Source organism: Paenibacillus sp. PAMC21692, from assembly GCF_014303795.1.
Lineage (GTDB): Bacteria > Bacillota > Bacilli > Paenibacillales > Paenibacillaceae > Pristimantibacillus > Pristimantibacillus agaridevorans.
On sequence record NZ_CP060293.1, the window covers coordinates 6,940,467 to 6,961,972 of the forward strand.

Consider the following 21,506-nt stretch of genomic DNA (forward strand, 5'->3'; position numbering starts at 1 on the left):
TTATCCTCCCTACGACTTGATCGCGCCTTCCGAGATGCCATGCAGAATGTATTTCTGCAGCAGCAAATACAGCACGATGACCGGCAACATGGCAAGCACGAGCGAGGCGAGAATCGCGGACCAGTCGTTATTGTATTCGCCGAACAGCATGTTGGTGGACAGCAATAACGTATAGCTTTTAAAATCGGTCAAAATAAGAAGCGGCAGCAAAAAATCGTTCCACATCCATAACATGTTCAGAATCGCAATCGTGGCCGTAATGGGCAGCAGGAGCGGCAAAATGACGACGAAATAAAGCTTGAATTCGCCGCAGCCGTCGATGACCGCAGCTTCGTCCAGTTCCTTCGGCACGGACTTGACGAAACCGTGATACAGGAAGATCGCTACCGCTACTCCGAGACCGATGTAGAGCAGGCCGAGACCGACGGCGGATCCTTGCAGCCCCATGTCGCTGCTGATCCGAACCAGCGAAATCATGATGGAATGGAACGGAATCAGCGTCGACATGACGAACAGTCCGAACAGAAAGCCGCTGAGCTTGCCGGGCGTCCGCGACAGCTTGTAGCCCGCCATCGACGCGAACAGGATAATCCCTGCAAGTCCGACCGCCGCGACGACAACCGTGTTCCACAAGCTTCGCATGTAATCCGTCTTGCGGTAAGCATCGGCGTAGTTACCGAATTCCAGCGTAGTCGGGAGCGCCAGAATGTTCGTCAGCATCTCCCCCTGCGTCTTGACGGAGTTCAGCAGCGCCATGTAGATCGGGAACAGCGTCACGACGGCCGCCAGGATCAGAAACAGGAACATGAAAGCGGAGCCCAGACGGCGCATGGTTTTGCCGCTCCTGTTTTTGGTGCTGTTGGTGGTGCTGTTGTTGGTGCTTTTGTTGGTGCTGTTGTTGGTGTGAGCATTGGCATGGTAGGAATGCACAGATGCGCTCATGCTCTCACCTCCCTGCGCTTCATGACGGCCAGTTGGATGATCGTGATGATCATGACGATGCCGAACAGAATCATCGCCTTCGCGCTGGCGTAGCCGTAACGATTGGAGAAGCTGAACGCCTCTTCGAAAATGTTGATCGCGATAACCTGCGTCGATCGGCCCGGCCCGCCCCCCGTTAGCGAATAAACCGCGTCGAACACTTTGAACGAGCTGTTCAGCGTAAGGAAAACGCCGATTGTCAGAGCCGGGTAGATCATCGGTAGCGTCACGTGCCGGAACAAGGTAAACTCCCCTGCGCCGTCGATCGAAGCCGCTTCCTTGAGCGTTTTCGGCACGCCTTGCAGCGCCGCAATGTAGATGACCATCAAGTATCCGACCCCGCCCCATAACGACAACGCCAGAATGGAGAAAAACGAATACTTGGGATCGCCGATCCACGATTGATCAAGCAGCAGCCAACCCGTTTGATCCGCCAGATAGGGGAAGACCCGCGTGAAAATAAACATCCACATGAAGCCGCCGATGATCAGGCTAAGCATGTTAGGCATGAAAAAGATCGTGCGGAACCAGACCTTGCTCCGTCCCATGGCTTCGATGAACAAGGCGAGCAGTATCGCAATCGCATTTTGCAGCACCAGCATGAACGCGACGAATTTGAACGTGAACCATAATGATTTCAGGAAAAAACGGTCCCCCATCGCCTCGACGTAATTGGAGAACCCCACCATGCGGTAAGCGGGGTTCAGTCCGTTCCAATCCGTCAAGCTGTACCAGATGCCCCCGATGGCGGGGGCTAAAGTAAAGGTACAGTAGAACGCAAGCGCAGGGAGGACGAATAGGAGCAGCATCGCGGATGGCTTTAACTTTCTGGTTCTCGTTGTCATCATTTCTTTTCACTCCCGGTCCGATCCGGACGGGTTCTCCCGCCCGCTGCGCAGTCCTAGTTGCTCTTGACGGCGGTCTGCCATACTTTGTCGAGCGCCGCGATGATGTCGTCTTGCGTCACGTCCTTGATGTAATAGCTCTGGAGCAGCTTGGCCGTCTCGTCCGTCACGCCGTTTGGCAGTTTGAGATCCAGATAGGCCTTGCCTTCGGAGACGTAGGCGCTCGCTTCGTTGACCCAAGGGAATACCTCGTACTGATGCACCGTTGCGATAGGATTGAACTTCAATTCTTCGAACAGGGCCGAGGAATCTTTGTCGTCCAGAATGTAGTTAAGCAGATCAAGCGCTACTTCTTTGTTCTCGCTTGTCGGGGACAGGGCGAGCGAGGTGGATGTCGCCAGGTTGATCATCGCGCCCTCCGGATTGTTGCTGACCGGAAGAGGGGCGACGCCAAAGTCCATGTCGGGATTGACTTTCAGAATCGTCTCCGCGTTCCACGAGCCTTGCACCCACATGGCGGCTTTGCCGTTTGCAAACTCCGCCGAGCCTGCTTCGTTGCCCGTCTCGAACGGCTTATCCGTACCGTTTGCCATAATAATATCGATAATGTCGAATACCGAGCGCACATCGCCATAGGAGGCGGTGCCTTCGTTCATCTTTGTAATCCAGTCGGGATGCGCCGAGGATACCGTGCCGCCTAGCGACAAAGCCATCATCAGTTGCGGAATCCAGGATTCCTGGAAGGCGAGCAAAAACGGCTTGATTCCCGCAGCTTGCAGTTTCTCCGTCACGGCCTTCATTTCGTCGAGCGTTTGCGGAGGCGTCAGGCCCTGCTCCTTAAAGATCGTTTTGTTGTACAGATATCCCCACGACAGGCTTTCCAGCGGCAGCGCGGCCACCTTGCCGTCGTATTTGACCGTCTCCGTCACCGCTTCGTACAGCTTGCCGACGAACGGCTGGCCCGTCAGATCCGCGACGTATCCGGCGTCGTAGTAGGTTGGAATGTCGTTGGCGTGCAGCGTATACAAGTCGGGCGCGTCGCCCGAGGACAGACGCGATTGCAGGATTTGTTTCGCCTGGTCGGCGTTAGGCATTTCCAGCTGGATCGTGACGTCGATGTTTTTCTCCGCCAGCTGTTTCTCTTTGAACTGGGCAAAATATTGCTCGAACTGATCCTTGAATCTCGGGAAGCTCATAAACACCTTCAGCTCCACCTTCTTCGGCGGCTCCGTCGTCTTGACCTCGCTGGTCGGGCTGCCGCCCGTGGTCGGCTTCGCGCCGTTGTTCGCTCCGTTGCCGTTATTCCCCGAACTGCAAGCCGCCAGTACCGCGATTACCATCGTCAGCGTCAGCAGCAGATGAAGCGCTCTTTTCATTGTGAATTCCCCCTATGAGTTAGATGCAGCTTCAGTATAACGAAGAAATTAAGCGCTTTCTTTCGAGGATTTTAACGTCGCTATTTGTACAATATTGATGTAGGGCGACGTCGCATTGTACTCGGTTTTTCATACACGTTTGCTCGTCCCCGCCTGCCAGCGCCCCAATGAACTCGCGTTTTCATACACATTTGCCCTCGCGCCCCCGCAGCAGAAGGGAAATAGCACTTACTCTCCCTCTTTGCGGAGCTCTCCCGGCGTGATGCCGAAGTGTTTTTTGAACACTCGGTAGAAATACGCGATGTCTTCATACCCCGACAGTTGAGCAGCGTGCTTGATAGGCAGACGATCCACTGCAATGAGAGAACGTGCCTTCTCCATCCGTTTGCGCATGATGTAATCCGAGAGGTTCTCGCCCGTACGTGCTTTAAACGCGCGGCTGAGATGCTCCCGGCTGATCAGGAATTGCCCCGATACCGTCTCCAACGAGATCGCGTCCTGAAAATGGGCGTCGATGTAGGCAACGACATCCTCCATATCCAGCTTGCTGCGGGACTGACGCAAGGAGAGCAGACCATCGACGGCCAAAGCGTATATCTCGCCAACAGCCAGCACAGCCTCTTGCGGAGAAGCTGTGCTCCTCAATGTAACGGAGCCCGTGGCCGTGTCGATTTTACGGTTCTTCTTTATGTTTGAGGAGGAATCGCTTCCCGGAAAGATACCGGCAACAAAGTCTGCAACGGTGGCGCTACTCCTGTTCGTGCCCTGATCTGCACCTTCGTCGGTAAAAGAGCCAGCATCCATGGATCTGCTCTCGTTCACGCCCGGGCCTAAGGCACCGTCGGCACCGGCAACTGAACCAGTGTCGATGACCCTGCTTTTGACCGCGCCCGGACCCACGTCTGCATTGGTAACGGTAGCTGCAGCGGCGCCAGTTCCGGAACCAGCATCCTTCTCCGCATCCCCGGCCCCGGCGACGCCCCTGTCAAGGAGCAGCTGCTCCAGCGTCACTTCCTGCTCGGACAGGAACTGCTCCAGCATGAATAGCAAATCGCTCGCGATCCGGGATGAGCCGCCGGCTTCCGCCACGCTTGTCTTTGCGCTTGCAAGATCGCGGGCAAGCGTCTCAAAGGCGCCTGCGACCCGCCCTTTGTCCAGCGAGAGCAAGCTGGCATAGATGCGGGCGCGGTGACCGGCGTAACGCTGCACGTCTTCGCCGCTCACGAATATGGAGGAGCGGGTGCCCGCTTCGCGGTCCAGCTCCTCCTTGCATCTCGCAAGAGCAGCATTCAAGTCCTCGGGGCTGATCGGCTTGAGCAAATACTCCATGGCTCTGGACCGGATCGCCCCCTTCGTATAGATGAAATCGTCATAACCGCTCATGACGATCAGCTTCGTGCCGGGATGGCGCACATATAGCGCCTGCAGCAGCTCAGCACCATCGATGCCGGGCATTCGCATATCCGTTACAACGATATCGGGGAGCTGATCTCCGATTTGCCGCAGCCCCTCCGTGCCATCCTCGGCTTCTCCCGCCACGCGGAGCCCAAGCTTTTCCCACTCGCCAAGCGACTTAACGACCTCCCTCGACCACGGCTCGTCGTCCATGATAAATACGTTATACATGCCGCTCCCCCTTCTCGCTTGCGCCTTCGCCAGCCAAGCCGTCGGCCGGCATCGTCAGCACGACTAGCGTGCCCTTGCCTTCCGAGCTGAACAGCCTGACTCCGTACCGTCTGCCATAACGAATTGCGATTCTCCCGTGCACATTGGAGAGACCGATGCCGCGCCGGCTTCGCCCTTCTTCGGAAGCAGAAGCGGACGAGGATGTCCGTTCGCCTGAAGCCAGTTCTTTCCGCAGGTGTTCCAGCTTATTCCGTCCCATTCCGACGCCGTCGTCCTTCACCATCAGCACCAGCCGCCCGCGAATCAACCTTGCCCTTACCTGCAGCGACCACTCGCCTTCCTTGCCTTGCAGGCCATGCTCGAATGCGTTCTCTACGATCGGCTGCAGCGTGAACTTCGGAATGTCGACGCCACCCGTACCTTCCTCCGCATCCATCTTGACCGAGCATCGCTCCGCGAAACGCTGCTCCTGAATAAACAAGTAGTTGCCGGTATGTTTAAGCTCGTTGCTTAGCTGAACCGTCTGCTCCATCTCCGAGCTAATGGAATAACGAAGAAGATCGCCTATCACATACGTGACTCGATAAATTTCCGGAGCGCCCTTCGCGAGCGCCATTCCTCCGATCATATGCAGCGTATTGTTGAGGAAATGCGGATTGATCTGCGCCTGCAAAGCGATCAACTGCGCGTTTTTGACATCGATTTCGTGCTGGTACTCATTCTCGATGAGCGCCTTCATCCGGGCCATCATGAAGTTGTAGCCCGCCTCCAGCAAACCGATCTCGTCCTTGCTCTGCACGGACTTCATCTCGAAGTCGTGAATATGCGACTTCCTCATCGTTTTCGCCAGACTGACGATAGGGCGGCTGATGCGAAGCGATACGACGATAGACAGCAAAATGGAAACCGCCGTAAACAACACCCCGGTCCATAGACCAGCCGTCATTGTTCTGTGTGCGATGGCATCGATCGTCGCGGCCGGTATCGCCTTGATAACCTGAAGCTCACCGCCGCTGACCCGCTTAGAGAACACATAATCGTGTTTCGTCCTGACGAACGCCACATCCGAAGAGCGCGGCTTGTCTCCTTCCAACACGCGAAGCAGCTCCGGGTCGTCCGGCAATGGCGAAGAGCCGGGAAGCAGCTCGCCCTCGTCGCTGACGAGATAGATCGCGCTTTCTGGCTCCGATTTCAACAGTTCTCCCGCCTGCTCCCATACTTTGCCGTCAATTCGTACGGAGATCCCGCCGATCAACTTCTGTCCCTGGAATTCGTTCATAGAATGGTACGCGCTCAGCATGTCGCCGGACGCCTTGAAATATAAACCTGCCGGTTCGCTCAACATACGGCTCCACGGACTTTCCCTAATTTCCAGCGAATGGGTGATGCCGCTATTGGCATAATTGACGGAGTACGCCCGCTTCGTGGCATGGATGTACAATGTCAAATTGTCGATCTTGCGGGAGAACGAATAGTAGGCCGTGTTCATAGCCGCGAATAAAGCATTCTGCAACCGATAACGCTCCCCCGCTTCCATATCGTCGATACTTGTCAAATCGCCAATCAGGTCGGAACGGATATGAAGCGCATAAAACAACGTATCCACCTGCTGGATCAATTCGTCCAAATATTGGCTCGCCCAGATCATTCGGGATTCGTTGGCATCAATCATCTCCTTCTCCACGGAGCTTCTCGTATTGTTCGTAGCCTGCCAGGTTACCGTAATAACCGGCAACGTCGTTAACGTGATCATAAGCACCATTAGCCGGAAGCGGATGCTGATTCGTTGCAGCGGCATAGTCTCCTCCTGCTCCCGCGATCCGGGACGTACTGTTAATCATTCTCTTCTATTTTGAAGATTCGATATTCTGTAAGCGTTCTCCTCCCAGATCATGCATCCCACAAGATCCGCTACACGCTGCTCGACTGAAAGAAACGGATTCGGGTAATCATACGCGCAAGCCATGCGGATTGCCTTGATGACAACGCTCTCATTTTCCAACAATAGTATACTGCAAGCGCGGGATTCGCTCATTCGATTCTGTTAACCTGCCTCATTGCACTATATTGATGGAGCTCCGGCAAAAAATAGAGTTGTGGATTGGCATTTGAAAGTATTAGACTGTAGATTGAGATCATACTGCAATATAGAGCCTATTCAACAAGGAGACCATATGAATAACTACGATTTTTTACCTATCATACTTGGAAGCGACGAGAACGCATACGGAAATGTCAGACTGATCCACGAGGCATACGGAATCAAACCGCTGCTGCTGTGCAGCCGCCTGCTTATCCCGACCATGAACAGCAAATTGTTCGATCTCGTTCGAATCGACGATTTCGACCGTGACGACATATTCCCTGGCGCTCTGCTGTCGGTTTTGGAGGGGCAAGCTTCCAAGGGCCGCAAGCTGATCGTCATCCCGTGCTCCGACTATTACGCCGGCATGCTGTCGCGTCATTACGACAAATTTAAAGGGCTGATCGCCAACCGTTTCATCTCGCACGAGCTGCTCGACACGTTGGATACGAAGGACAAGTTCTACAAGCTATGCGAGCAGTACGGTCTGGATTATCCGAAAACGATCGTCTGCGAGCCTCATGAGCGGGAGAAAGCGCTGGAACATATGGATTTCCAGTTCCCGATCATCGTCAAGCCCGAGAACAGCAACGCCTACGACTATTTGCACAGCCAGTTCGAAGGCAAGAAAAAAGTGTTTTTCTTCAAGTCGAGGGACGAATATTTTACAATGGTCCGCAGCATGAACAAATCCGATTATATGGGCAAGCTGATCATCCAGGAATTTATTCCCGGCGAAGACAGCTCGATGCGCGTCATCAACAGCTTCTCCAATAACGAGGGCGTCGTCAAGATGATGTGCTTGGGCCAGCCCGTGCTGGAGGAATACGCGCCGAAAACGCTCGGCAATTACGCTGCGATCATTTCGCGCTCCGACATGGCTATTTATCGCAAAATCAAGGAGTTCCTCGAAAAAATCGGTTATGTCGGCTATTCCAACATCGATATGAAATACGACAACCGTACGGGCAAATATATGCTGTTCGAAATCAACCCTCGGCTGGGGAGAAGCAGCTTCTTCGTGCGTGCGGCCGGACTCAACATGATCACCGCTATGATCGACCAAGTCGTCTATGGCAAAAACACGGATTGCGTCTACGGCAACGGGACCGGCCTTTGGACCAATGTCCCTAGAACGGTACTGCGCAAATATGTTACGGAGCCGGCCTTGGCGGCCGAAATAAAGGGGCTGTACAAGGATAAGAAGGTGCTTTACTCCATCTGGTACAAGAAGGACCTAAACCTGAAACGGATCATTCGGATATCTCGTTACTACTACAGCCACGTCAAAAACTTCAAACATTACTACTTTGATAAGAAGCAGGCGAATGCTCTGACTGAAAGAGCCCCCTACTGACGTTCTGCTTATGCTTGAAGTATCGGCGAGCCCACGAAGAGAATGACCGTATACGCTCGAAAGAAGAACAAAATCCGCTCGACTTTCCCCAACGGACAGGAGAAGCGTAATTCCTTGATTTTATTAGTTTTCTAAAATCTTACGGACATATTCAACGCTATTTGTACCATTTGAGTCGCTTTTTGTTTCAAATTGGTCAGATAGCGTCTCTCCCGTCCGTTAGGTTTTTGAATATAACTAAAATTGTTAAATAACGCTTCTCGTGAGGCTGTCTATTCACTGTAGATAAGAACGAGTTGCGTGCTGGAATGGGGCAATTGTGTGCTGGAGGGAACCGCTGAGTGGGATAATCGGAGGGCTGGGGAGTCGGATTCTACTTAGCAACTAATGGCATTTCGACGTCGAATAAACCCAGGTCTTTGAGGAAGTAGCTTCCTCAACGTGAGTTTCAAATTAACGACCATGGCAGCCAAGTAACCTTTAAGCTGCAACGCTTTTCGGCTTTTCGTTAAGGGTCTCTCTAAACCACAGTCATTCTTCAATTCTTGGTTCTTTCGTTCAACCAGCATGCGCTGTTTACGATCTAATTTGCCGCTTATCGTAGCGTTGTAATCCTTGGCAGCCTCGTACACTTCATAATAGTCACTGTGAAATACCCGGCGCTCTGCTTTTCCTGTTGTACATGCCGAGCGTAAGGGGCAACTTTCACAGTCTGTCTTTTCAAAATAGTATTGCCAACCGCTGCTTTGAGGAATATGACGCTTTTTTACGGTATCCTTTTCGTTCGGACAAGTGTAGCAGTCCTTTTCCTTGTCATAGCTAAATCGGGCGAGGTCGTATCCCTTTGAGGGGTTACTGCCCAGGATGACAGGGGCTACTACAGGGATGCCAATAGTGGCAAGCATAGTGCGCTGCAACCCGTGGCCGTAGGCGGTGTCACCTAACATGGCGCGTGGCGAAATTTCGAAAAAGCTTTGTACATCTTTGGCCATCGCGTACATAGCTTCTCTGTCATGTTCATTCGCAGGCACGACGTTCACATTCAGCACAACGGAGCTGGTCCCACACAAATTTTGTAGTTTGTAGCCACATGTGACGGTGGATGTATTCTTTCTCCCGACTCGAGCGTGCGGGTCAACAGCGCTCATAAGACGATCCTTTGCTCTTTCATGGCTCGGGATTTTTTCAAACACAATCTCTTGTTCGGTTTGGTTCCGCGCAGAGTCAATCGGGTCGCCATCAGTCGGCGGTACAGGTCTGCTGTTCTGCTCTAATATGTCCTGCAGAATGCGTTGCAAATGCTGAGAAGTCTCGCGCTCTTTTTCCGTGAGTTCTTTTTGCAACAAAGCAGACACATCCTCGAGTTGAAACCATTGAAGCAAACCATAAGCTTGTGCCACCAACTTGCTGAAAGCGAGCATGTGACCAGCAGTAGATGGTTGTACGGAGGTACGAGCGTAGAGTCCATCGGTCTCAACCGAAGCGAGTGCGAGTTGGTATATCGCACGATGGCTACGTTTTAAATGTTGAAGGACCCGGATCATAGCATGTTGAATCAAGCGATAGGTGCGCGGCTTGGAGAGTGCGGGATTTGAGGCAAACGAGTCGATGATCCATTTCTCCGTGTGATCGCCCCAAAGGCCATGGCTGTACATTTGGGCAAGAATGTAGAAGTGGCAGGCTTTAAACATGGCGGTTCCCATACGTGAGCGGTCCAAGCCAATCGTACTGTGATCAAACCCAAAGAAGTCGACGGGCAAGCCTAAGAAACGCTTGATGAACAAGTCGCTAATTATGCGCTCTTCCACCTGGCGGTCGGAAAGACCGTAGTATATCTGAATGAGATGGACTTTAAGCTTCAGTGAAGGCGCATATGGGTGCTGTCCGCGCCCCGAGTAGAGCACGGAGCACAGTGAATCTGCAAAAGAAAAGTCTATCTTCTTCTCTAAGTGACTCCAAAAAGGATGCTCAGGAAGCTTGGAGTATACCATCATATCTGCAAAAGACATTTGATCGAACTCTTTGTAACGCACACGTCTATTCAACACAGCACAAACCCCCGGCCCAAGTATATTTTCCATTATACCTGGGTTCGGGGGGGATGGAATATGGAATTTCAGTTACTCACAATGAATCGACAGCCTCCTCGTGTCTGTTAGACAATAAACGCTTATTGTCTATAGTTCCACTCGGTTCGTTATGCACGCTTCTTCGTCGCTCATCCCGCCAAATTGCCGCCTATGTCCGTTAATTTTCCGCCCCCACCCGCCGGCACAACTGCCCGTTTTGCAGCTCACTGGGCGTTTTTGATACCCAATCCCCACTTGGGCGAAGGGCTCTCCTAGGGTCACGTCAACGCACCAAAAAATCCCCGGCTAAAAAAGCCGGAGATTTCTTGGTTTTAATATGGATTTAAATCTAGCTTTACTTGAAACGCTGCTTACGTTACTTCTCTTGGTACAGCTTCTCCTCGCCGTTCGGCAAGTACAGGTAGTCATGATCCTGCGAAGCTTCCTCCACTTGCTCGTATGCCCAGTGAGTGCTCGGCACGTCCGGCCAAGTAGGATCCGTTACTCCCGTAAGCGGACCTCTGCCCAGCAGGCGATTTATAATCGTTACAGCCTGCGCGCGAGTGAGCAGATCATTGGTGCCGAAGGATCCGTCCTCGAAACCAATCATGATACCGGCCTCGCTGACAATCGCGATAGCCGTTGCCGCCCAGTGGTTAGAAGATACATCGGCGAAGGAAGAAGATTTCGCAACGCTCAAATCGGCTCCCAGCCATCTTGCCGCGATCATGGCCATCTCGGCGCGTGTAATGCGGTCCGATGGGCGGAAGTTGCCTTTGTCGTCGCCGACAAGCAATCCAAGTTCCTTCAATTGCTCGATGTAGGAAGCCGCCCAGAAGCCTGCCGCAACGTCTGGATACAGTCCTTGATAAGCTGAGCCGTCCTCCAGACCTTTATTGCGAGCCAGCATGGCCGCCATCTCTGCTCTCGTAATCGTATTCTGCGGGCGGAAGGTTCCGTCCGGGAATCCGTTCACGTAAGCCTCGTGATGTGCCGGATTGGCAATCGTCAGTTGCTCGAACGACGCGAGCGATCCGATGAATGCGCCTGCTCCTTTGTAGGACACGATGGCCTCATAACCTGCAGAAATGCCGTCTTTCAGCTTAATGGCGACTTTGCTGCCGTCAATGCTGACTTCTTCGATCTCGGCAGCTTTACCGCCGATTGTCACCGTGAAACCGGACTTGTCGATGTTGTAGCCGGATTTGTCCAGCTCCAGCACGATCGTGCCTGCTTTCGGATCAACAGTCGTTGTTTTGATTTGCTCTTTGCCGTCCTTCGCTGGTACTTGCGGCGTACCCGTATACGGTACGTCTGTCAGTTTAATGATGGAGAACGTACTGAACTTATCGATGTCAATGCTGATGCCGAATGGCACGCCGTCTTTGTTCACGATCGTTCCCGTACGTACGACCTTCTCTCCGTCGCTATGCTCGATGTAGACGCGAAGCGAGCTCAGGAAGCTTTCCACATTGCTGGTTGGCAGAACAATGCCGTTTTTCGCGAACGGGATCACCAAAGTCGTCGAATATCCGCTGTAATTCGTTTCGATGGTCATCGAAGAACCAAGGACCTCCACAATTTTGCCTGCTGTCGCCGATCTGACGACAGACTCGCTCGGGATGCTGCGGTTCAGCGCCTCTTGCCGATTCTCATCCTTCAACGGAATCAGGCGGAAGAAGAGATCTAGGAAGCTATCCTTCATATCGCCGAGCACGCCTGCAGCAATCGTCAGAATGCCGTAATCCGTGCGAATTTCGAGCGAGTTGCCATTGCCGTTAAGAAGCTCCACCGATTGTCTCGGAATCTCAATCGCGAATTCGTCGGCAGCGTCGCCCGGCAGCTCATTTACGTAAATACTGGAGATGCCGTTCGACGTTCCATCAGTTCCCGTGAACACCCCTGCTGCAATGGCATCGAAAATGACTTTGTCGATCTTTAATCCGTTCGTCATGAGAACTCGATCAATGCCAACCTTGTTAATCGCATCGTCTTCCCCATTGGTTACGTCGATCTGGCGAACGCCGGGGCTTACCTCTTTCGTCAAGCCTGCAGCCATAACATTAAGAAGGAAGGTCCGGCTCTTTGACACGCCGTTCTTGGATACTGTCGCAGTCAAAATGACGCTTTCGTCATTGGCTTGACGGTGTACTAAACCTTTAATTTCCGATTCTACTGGAGTCGTGATCTCGATGATGTTCTGCTTGCTGGAGCTCCAAGCAACTTCGGTATCATGAGCTCCAGCCGTTACGCCGAAAACCGGTTCCGTCACGCTTTCCCAAGTGTCCGGCGATGTAAAGCCAACGCTCAGTCTGCGCAAAGCATCGTCGATCGCTTCGTTCGTATTGAGCGCGATATCGATAACGAGCGGATCGCTCTCGTGTTTATTGGGCTCCGTAAATGTAACTGTTATTTCCGTCGTCACAATCTCTACGTCTGTAATCGCAACGTCATTTGTCTCACCAGAGCGGTTAGTGCCTTCTCCGATTTTTTTGCCTTTGTTGTCATAAATGGTTACCGTCGTTCCCGGAGGAACGTTGCCTATCGTTACCGTATCCTTGCTGACATCGATAGACTGGAAATCAACATTGGACGATGTCGGAGGCGCCGACTGCGGAAGCGCCGTTATGAGTACGCGTTCGCTTACCGTTTTACCTGTCTCTTGCAGGGATACGTTAAATTCATCGCGATCTCCAATCGAAGGAGTTACATGGAATTCGAAATCAAGCGATGAAGCTGTCGTATTCTTGCGGGTCGCAATCAGCTTGCCCGTCTCGTCATAGATGCGGGCCGTCGCGCCTGCCGGTACTTTGGCTACCGAGATCATGCTGGTCGTGGCATTCGCCTTCAAGTTGGATAGCAGCGGAGCAACGGTTTGGTCGATGACGACCGTTACTTCCAGCTTTTCACTTTCCAGCTTTCCATCTTCGCGAATGGACACAAAGATTTTTTGGTCTCGAGTCAGCTTAGGAGTTGTATCAATAATCAAAGTAGATGCAGTCGTTCCACCGCCTGTTCCTTTGCCGATCAAGTTGCCATTAGCGTCATACACATAAACCTCGGCGCCAACAGGGACATCGACTACTGTGACGGTGCTCGTCGACGAGCTTGCCTTCACCTTGCCAACCGTTAGCTTCCCGCTTGGAGAAGTCGGCGTGACTTCAATTTTGTCGCTCTCGTTGGCATCTTTGCGCGTGATCGATACTTGGATCGTTTCAGCATTTCCGTTGCCCAACTTGTGAGGTTCGTCTATTGTCACCTCGACTTCTTTCGCCTCGGTACCATTGTTGGTAGCCTTGCCAATCTCGACTCCCTTACTATCGTATACCGTAATCGTAGCCCCTGGAGGTACGTCGCGGACGATGACTTTGTTCGTTTCCGTATTCGCCGCAACATCGCGCGGGTTTAATCCGGCGCCGTCATTTTTGCCTGCAGTAACCGTCGTTGGTTCACTCTCGGACTTGTAAAGTTCATTAATTGTAACTTTAACTTCCTGGTCAGGCTCTAAGCCGCCCTCAATGTCGACGGACAACGGCCCATTTTCCGTTCCCTTGTTCGTCGCTTGGCCAATAATCTCGCCTTTCGAATCGTATACTGTTACGGTTGCGCCTGGCGGAACATTTGGAACCGTCACCGTATCGGTTGTCGCGTCGGCAACCAGATTCTCATCCTCATTAGATGGAGAAGCGCTTGGCAGCAATGGTACCACGACCGGCTTGCTTTCCAGCTTGCCCGTTTCCTGGATCGTTACCTTTACTGTATCGCTGTCTGGGTCCAAGCCATTTAGATCAATTTCTACAGTACCATTAGCATTGCCCTCACCGCGTCCCAACTCATTACCATCTTTATCATAAACGATAATCGTCGAGCCTGGTGGCACGTTCGGCACAGTCAGCTTGCGATCTGTTCCGTTGGCGATGATATCCTTTTTATTCTTATCGTCAAGCGGTCCTTCTGACTTGTCTGTCTGTTCCAGTACAGTCACTTCTACTGGGGCGCTTTCGTTAAACTTAGGCAGCTTGATCGTCACTTCAATCTTCTGGCCAACTGTCAGCGCCGGATCGATGGGTATGACGAAATCCTCTTCAGTTGCTCCGTTGTTTGTAACGGTACCGATCACGATATCGCTATCCTTCGCGTAAACATTGATCGTTGCCCCTGGCGGCACATCCCGAACCGTTACCTCATTGTCGGTTGCGTTAGCCGTAATGGAGTCACTGCCTAGTCCACCGCTGGAAACGTTGACCGCGGCAACCTCTTCCGATCTTTCGCTTTCGGTCTTGTAAGGTTCGGTTATGGTTACATAGATGTTTTGGTCGGTAACAAGTCCCGCTGGAATCGTAACCTTTACCTTGCCGTTGTCGTTATTCGTTTCCGTGCCGATCTCATTTCCCTTTGTTGCATCGTATACTTTTACCGTCGCCCCTGTCGGCACGTTGATTACCGTAACCGCATCTTTAGATGCATTTGCGCTTACGTCTTTAGAGCCTGGAGCCTTGCTTTGTTCAAACGTCGGAATAACAACGGTCGGGTTGCTTTCCAGCTCGTCCTTTAATGTAATCGTTACTTGGACGGTGCTGCCAGGATTCATACGAATAATGTCCAGTATCAATTCATCCGTACCATCATCCGTTTTGGTGCCTTTCCCCAGCTCATTGCCGTTCGAATCATAGACAATGATCGTTGCTCCGACAGGGACGTCGGACACCGTCAATTCGCCAGTTGTTCCGTTGAATGCAAGGTTATCCTCGTCTAACGAATTGCTTTCTTCCTTCGCTTCAACATTGATAGGTAAGCTCTCTCCGTGTTTCGGACGCTTAATCGTCACTGAGAGCGTATCGCCGGCTTCAAGATCACGAGTGACATTGACGATCACATGATCTACCGTATCATTGTTGTTCGTCGCTTCTCCAATCGGGTCCTCGCCATCATATACGGTAATCGTTCCGCCAGGCGGTACATTCCGTACACTGACCGTGTCATCTGTCGCGTTAGCTACAATATCTTTCGGATCAAGTTCTTCGCTTGGGTTGCTGACAGCCTTAAATTCCAAACCATCGCTTTCAGCTTTGCGGGGCTCTGTAATCGTGACAATAATAATTTGGTCAACGTCAAGGCCGGATGAAATTTCTACTTCCACCTCTTGCACCGAATCCTGATTGTTGTTAGTAGCCGTTCCAATGACTACTTTGGTATCTTTTTTATATACCGTTACGGTTGCGCCTGCCGGCACATCTTCTACCGTCACCGTATCGGTTGTTGCGTTCGCGCGTACGTCCCCTTTGACAGGAGCGCTCTGTTCGAAATTAACGGCAACTTCAACCCGCTCGCTCTCCAGCTTGTCCTTGTCCGTAATCGTCACAAAAATGTTTGTGCCAGGTGGAACAATTACAGGCTTTATCACGACATCGCCGGGATCCTTAGGACCCGGATTGGTACCTTTGCCCAACTCATTGCCGTCCTTATCGTACACGGTGACAATCGAATTTAACGGCACATTCGGTACCGCAACCTCTTCTTTTATTACGTCGGTGACGATATCTTCGACGATTTCATCGTTCAAAGGCGAGGTCTGCTCCACTGCAGTCACGGCAACCTGTTCACTTTCGTATTTGTTAAGCTCGGTCACCGTCACGAACAGTTCATCGGCTTCTTCAAGACCAGCGACTGGAACGGCTGTTTGACCGCCTTTGGATACGATAGTACCGATCAGGTTTTCGCCATTTGTGTCGTATACCTTCACTGTTGCGCCTTCCGGCACATCCTTTACAACAACTTCGTCTTTCGTAGCGTTCGCCTGAACGTTGGCCGGCGCCGCGGTTGTATCGAACGAAGCCGTTACCCCAACAGGGTAGCTCTCGATATGTCCCATTGTTTGGACAGTAACGCTCACATTCTCTCCATCAGCAAGTCCCGGTTCATCGATTTCAACGGTAATATTGGCCGCCGAACCGCCGTCCTTCTCTTTCACGCCTATGAGTTTGCCGTCCATATTGTAAACGCGGACAACCGTCCCCACTGATACATCGCTGACATGGACTGTATCGGTCGTAGCATTCGCCTGGACATCGTCCTCCTCGAGTGCCTGACTTTGTTGCTGACCCAGCGTCGATACTTTGACGCTTTCGTATTTGTTCACCTCGTGAATCGAGACCATGAACTCGTCCTGCGTACGGATATCCGACGGACGCATGGAGATTTCCACAACGCTGCTTGCTCCCGTCCGATTCACTTCGGATGCAAGTTCATCGCCGTCCAGGTCGTAAACAATAACGCGAGCCCCACTTGGTACAGACTTGACTGAGATCGTATCTTTATCGGCATTAGCGATAGGATTTACCGGCGCGGCGCTTGTTTCGAGTTTGGCTTGCACATCGGGATTTGTCGGATAGCTCTCCAGTTCGCCTTCCTCCTGAATGGTCAGCTTAACCATTTGAAGATCAGCCAGGTCTATTGGCTGCAGCGGAACGATCAGAGTTCCTGTTTCCTCTGTTTGTTTGGCTTCGCCTAACTTTACATTCGTAAGCGCATCGTACACACGCACGATTGCTCCATTCGGAACGTTGTCTATTTGAGCTACGTCCCGGGTTGCGTTGGCGAATATATTATTATCATCATTTAAGATATCGCTGCGCACCTTTGGCGTTACTCTCGTCGCATTACTCTTGAATTCTCCGCTTCTTGCAATCTTGACCAGAATCGGTTCATTAACCGAAAGTCTATAATCCCCTACATTGGCCAAATCAATCATCACCGTGCCGTCTGCATCGGCGGCAGCCTCGGCAACAAAGTCGCCGTTTTCCTTGTAGACAGCAACTACAGAGCCGGCTTGTTCGCCTTCAATCGTTACGATATGATCTGTAGCATTTGCGATGACATCCTCCGGATTCAATGCTACGGATTGTACGAAACTTTTCGTGACGGATGTGCCGCCGTTATGAGTAACGACTGTTATAACGTTTTCTCCATCCTTTAGGCCGCTTGTATCGTCGAACTTGTAGCGAAGTTTGCCTTCCGAATCGGTCACATGTTCGCCTGGTATTACTTTTCCATTAATCGTAATCGATACTCTTTCATTAGGCAGATTAACGTCTGCGCCACTGCCCTTGACGCGGATGTCGAGTCCATCCCCCTCAGGCGTCGCTTCCGCCGTTACTGTGCTGGGACCTTGCTTATAATTGCCATCAGGCTTAAGTCCGCCCAGTACGTACGAATCCTTGAAATACCAGGCGAGGATGTCGTGATTCGCGGTCGAGCCGCCGGTGCTCGCGCCAAATCCGACGAATACGTCCTTATTCGTAAGAAAATTGCCTACGTTGTGCTTTAACGTACTCGCTTTGGTTCTATCGGCCGTCTTGCCGTAGCTTGCCGTAACAAGACCGTTAGCATCGTAGTCCACCCAAATATGTACGGTTTCACCATGAAGCTTAAAGACGGTTCTGTCAATTGCTCCATTTTCATCGCTTGTATGTCTGTTTTTACCGTTGGTAACGATGGCCACGTGATTGGCGTTAATATCTTGATGACCGCCTTCAGTATTATGCCAAATATCGAACTCCACGCCGATGGAATTCGGAATGCCCGCATAGCCTACTCCGATACCTACCTGTCCTATTACAGGTGTTGGATTGTCCTGAATGATGAAGGTCAACCCGTCCGCGGGACTGCTTGTGCCTCCATGCAAGTTCATTACAAAATAAGTGCTGAATCCGCCTTCCAGCTTGATTTTGTTCGTCCGAACGACGATTCCGCTGGCGCCACCCGTAGCTGGCACAACTCTTAATTTGCCGTTAGAGGTCGTGGCCGCATTGTTCCTGCCAGGTATATTCAATACCCGGGTACCATCAGTGGAGACATTGGCATCCCCCCCTGTATGGCTGAACTTATCCATGCCCACATAAATGGGCAATACCATGGGTTCTTCGGGCGCCGCCGTCGCGGGTCCAGGAATCATCGTCAAGACCAGCATTATTGCCATGACCAGAGCTATGATTCTTTTGGCTAGAGGCGCCTCATAAGTTCGTTTCTGTCGCATTGTTTGTCCTCCTACTAGTTTCGCCGAAAATACGATTGGATCGTTTTCGCCGTAGTAGGCCTATTATACTAGACCGCTATGAACAAACTCTGAACACTTTCACCTTTTTCTTACAAAATAACCTCTTTTTCGATATCGTTTACGACAAAAAAGCCGCTCTGCGGGAGCGGCTTTTTGCAAGCTTGTCCAATATTGTCGATACCGGGTTCATTCTAATTCCGGCGATTGAAAAGCTTTGTTGTAACACTTGCGACAAACGGGTTTATAATCCTCATTGCCGCCGATTTGAATCTGCTCTCCCGAATTGACTGGCTGGCCGTCGCGGAAGCGGATGACCATCGTCGCTTTGCGGTCGCAGTACCAGCAAATCGTCTTGATCTCTTCGATCTTGTCTGCTTGCACCAATAAATTATAGCTGCCTTCGAACAACTGGTTCTGGAAGTCGTTTTTCAGACCGAACGCCATGACGGGTATATTAAGCTCGTCTACAATACGAGCCAGCTCCAAAATGTGATGCCGCTTAAGGAACTGTGCCTCGTCGATCAATACGCAATAGATGCGGCCCGTCGACTCGACCCTAGCTTTAACGTTCTCGAACATGTTCGTATCTTCATCTACCGGAATCGCTTCCCGCTCGAACCCGACGCGAGAGCCTACCCGGTCCGTGTTCCCTCTCGCGCTGAGTGATGGAGAATAGATAAGAACCGCCTTGCCTTGCTCCTCGTAATTATGGGCTACCTTAATAATTTCGAACGACTTGCCGCTGTTCATCGTGCCGTATTTGTAATAAAGCTGTGCCAACCTGCGATCTCCTCCACTGTCCGACTCGTGGATTTTATTATACCGCTTCTACCTGCTTCTTGTCTTTATCCTGCTTGCTGCTCGACAGGAACCAACCGCAGAGCGCAATTGCTACAAGCACGGCATAGAACGTCAGCTTCCAGCCCGTCGATTCGGCAAAATCATGCGGAATGACATGCAGCGAAGGATGCGCCAGAGTATGAACAGCCAGCTTGACGCCCACCCAGCCAACGATACAGAAAGCAGCGATCTCGAGGCCTGGTCTGCTCTCCAGCAGCTTGACAAACAAGGTTGCAGCGAAACGCATAATAATTAATCCGATAAAGCCGCCCAAGAAGATAACAATGAAGTGTCCGCCATCCATGCCGCCGAACTTCGGCAATCCCGATGCCGGGAGCGCAACCGCAAGTGCAACTGCCGCAAGAATAGAATCGATCGCGAACGCGATATCCGCCACTTCAACCTTGAAGACGGTCATCCAGAAGCCGCTTTGCTTTTTCTCCTTGCCGGCCGACTTGTCGGCAGCAACTTCACCCTTCTTGACAACCACTTTCCGGAAGATGTGATTAAGCGCGATAAAGAGAAGATACAGAGCGCCGATCGCTTGCACTTGCCATACGTCGACGAGGAATGAGATAACAAATAACGACAAGAATCGGAATACGAATGCGCCGGCGAGTCCGTAAAACAATGCGCGTTTCCGCTGCTCGTCGGGCAGATGCTTAACCATAATCGCAAGCACGAGCGCATTATCCGCGGCGAGCAATCCTTCCAGCGCCACTAATACCAGCAGCACCCAACCATACTCCAACAATAATCCTAATTCCATTTCCATGCCCTCCACATTTTTAATATTTCCTTCCGTAGTACCTCTTACACGAAAAAAAGACCTTTGCCTCTCAACGCGATAGATTTTACGCGTTTGATGGCAAAGGTCTCGCTAACAATACCCTATCGGCATTGCCAATAAAGCCGGAGAAGCAAGCTTCTCGTAATGACGACTTTACTGTTGCAGCTACTCCCCTTTGAAGGGTGATCATACGTTTCCGTGTTGCACAGGGATACATACGGCGAGCAGATTCAAATGGTTTCAATATTTTTTTACCATAATAAAAATAATATGATTTCGAGAGGCTCCGATAGAAGTTTTTTCATTTTTTTTGCAGCCAAGCGAAAAGTGCTGCTATGATTAGAAACGAAAACATTCTCATGCGAAGGAGTGCCCGACATGCCGCTACAGGAATTAGACGAATATCAATTGAAGCGACTGGCCGCTGCGCAAGTAGGCAGAACTGCAGTCCTGTTTACAACGCCGTTATGCGGCACCTGCAAAGTCGCCGAGCGGATGCTTGAAATCGTCGAGGCGGCCGGGTGTGACTATCCTCTGTACAAAACGAATATTAACTTCACACCCCGGTTGCGCGACGACTGGCAGATCGAAAGCGTTCCGTGTCTTGTTTTGCTAAAAAACGGGAAGGTTATATCTAAAGAATATGCTATGCGTTCGGTGGACTATTTGTATTCGCTTATGAAATCGTCCAATTAGCCGAGCGCCTAGATACAATATTATGCTTTAGTTCATAATATCTGATAACTGCTTCGTACTCGCGACGAGATGGATGCCTGTCATTGTTCGAAGCGATCCTGACACAATGCCTGCAAGTTGTCCGTTCTCGTCAAGAACCGGCCCTCCCGACATGCCGCTCGCGATCTGGGCGGAAATCAGAATCCGCTCTCGGTTATTAATTTCGGCTGCCGGAGCATTCACGATTCCTTCCGTAATGATTGGCGTGTTTTTGAGAGGATAACCGATCGCGAATATCCTCTCGCCGTGCGGAACAGGATCTTTTCGCAGAGGGATGGAAGAATACGATTTGCCTGAGGCAAGCTTCGGCATTGAAAGTTGAAGCACGGCAGTATCGGTCTGTTCGTCGTAGGACGTTACCTTGACGTTCTTCACGACAGTACCGTCCGCCAGCGTTGCTTCAAGCGACGCCGCCCCCTGCACGACATGGTAAGCGGTAGCCGCCTTTCCGTTCCCCGATAGGAGGAAGCCGGTACCAACCGATCGCAGAGTTCCCGATTCCGTCACGTTCCTCAGATAGAATACGGCATTCTGGGCTTCACGATAAACTTCTTTCGCAATCAACGGTTCCGTTTCAAGCGCCTCTGTTTGATTCATATAGGTTGTCAGACCGACCAAAGTAACTGCGATTAGAAGCATCCACCAGATACTCATCTTTCGGTTCATTGGCGATTCCCCCTTCTCCTTTTCATCGAGATGGCCCCCGGCCTTCATAGCGACCGGGAGCCAACTTGTATCCTCGTCTCAA

Annotated in this window: 12 protein-coding genes; 2 read left to right on the plus strand and 10 right to left on the minus strand. The window is 51.5% G+C overall.

The features are described from left to right. Positions 1-9: 9 nt before the first annotated feature. The 5 genes from H7F31_RS28145 to H7F31_RS28165 all read right to left on the minus strand — a co-directional run bounded on the left by H7F31_RS28145 (position 10) and on the right by H7F31_RS28165 (position 6,626). Positions 10-831, minus strand: a complete 822-nt coding sequence (locus H7F31_RS28145; RefSeq protein WP_187105580.1) for a carbohydrate ABC transporter permease — start codon at positions 829-831, stop codon at positions 10-12. Positions 832-938: 107 nt separating this feature from the next. Continuing rightward, entirely contained in the window at positions 939-1,829 is an 891-nt protein-coding gene (locus tag H7F31_RS28150) for a carbohydrate ABC transporter permease (protein ID WP_397373229.1), read from the minus strand. Positions 1,830-1,882: 53 nt separating this feature from the next. After that, positions 1,883-3,202: an ABC transporter substrate-binding protein gene (locus H7F31_RS28155; RefSeq protein ID WP_187101498.1), complete on the minus strand. Its 1,320-nt coding sequence runs from the start codon at positions 3,200-3,202 to the stop codon at positions 1,883-1,885. A gap of 228 nt (positions 3,203-3,430) precedes the next feature. Further along, positions 3,431-4,828: a response regulator transcription factor gene (locus H7F31_RS28160; protein WP_187101499.1), complete on the minus strand. Its 1,398-nt coding sequence runs from the start codon at positions 4,826-4,828 to the stop codon at positions 3,431-3,433. After that, on the minus strand, positions 4,821-6,626 hold the full coding sequence (locus tag H7F31_RS28165) for a sensor histidine kinase (RefSeq protein WP_187101500.1): 1,806 nt from the start codon (positions 6,624-6,626) through the stop codon (positions 4,821-4,823). The genes H7F31_RS28160 and H7F31_RS28165 overlap by 8 nt, the downstream gene beginning before the upstream one ends. 376 nt (positions 6,627-7,002) lie before the next feature. Here H7F31_RS28165 and H7F31_RS28170 point away from each other — a divergent pair, with 376 nt between their 5' ends. Continuing rightward, positions 7,003-8,268 (plus strand): carboxylate--amine ligase, encoded by a 1,266-nt coding sequence (locus H7F31_RS28170; protein ID WP_187101501.1) that lies wholly within the window; start codon positions 7,003-7,005, stop codon positions 8,266-8,268. A 377-nt stretch (positions 8,269-8,645) separates the two neighbouring features. Here H7F31_RS28170 and H7F31_RS28175 read toward each other — a convergent pair whose 3' ends face one another. The 4 genes from H7F31_RS28175 to H7F31_RS28190 all read right to left on the minus strand — a co-directional run bounded on the left by H7F31_RS28175 (position 8,646) and on the right by H7F31_RS28190 (position 20,002). Beyond that, on the minus strand, positions 8,646-10,316 hold the full coding sequence (locus H7F31_RS28175; RefSeq protein ID WP_261800138.1) for a transposase: 1,671 nt from the start codon (positions 10,314-10,316) through the stop codon (positions 8,646-8,648). 397 nt (positions 10,317-10,713) lie between these two features. Further along, positions 10,714-18,372: an S-layer homology domain-containing protein gene (locus H7F31_RS28180; protein WP_187101502.1), complete on the minus strand. Its 7,659-nt coding sequence runs from the start codon at positions 18,370-18,372 to the stop codon at positions 10,714-10,716. A gap of 207 nt (positions 18,373-18,579) precedes the next feature. After that, the gene (locus H7F31_RS28185; protein WP_187101503.1) at positions 18,580-19,173 is read right to left on the minus strand and encodes a thymidine kinase; all 594 of its coding nucleotides are present in this window, start codon (positions 19,171-19,173) and stop codon (positions 18,580-18,582) included. 37 nt (positions 19,174-19,210) lie between these two features. After that, positions 19,211-20,002, minus strand: coding sequence for a TerC family protein (locus H7F31_RS28190; protein WP_187101504.1), 792 nt, complete (start codon positions 20,000-20,002; stop codon positions 19,211-19,213). Between the two features lie 399 nt (positions 20,003-20,401). Here H7F31_RS28190 and H7F31_RS28195 point away from each other — a divergent pair, with 399 nt between their 5' ends. Next, a complete protein-coding gene (locus tag H7F31_RS28195) occupies positions 20,402-20,719 on the plus strand; it encodes a thioredoxin family protein (RefSeq protein ID WP_187101505.1) in 318 nt (105 codons plus the stop codon). 27 nt (positions 20,720-20,746) lie between these two features. Here H7F31_RS28195 and H7F31_RS28200 read toward each other — a convergent pair whose 3' ends face one another. Continuing rightward, positions 20,747-21,424 carry a S1 family peptidase gene (locus H7F31_RS28200; RefSeq protein WP_187101506.1) on the minus strand — a complete coding sequence of 226 codons (678 nt, stop codon included), beginning with the start codon at positions 21,422-21,424 and terminating at the stop codon, positions 20,747-20,749. Positions 21,425-21,506: the final 82 nt, after the last annotated feature.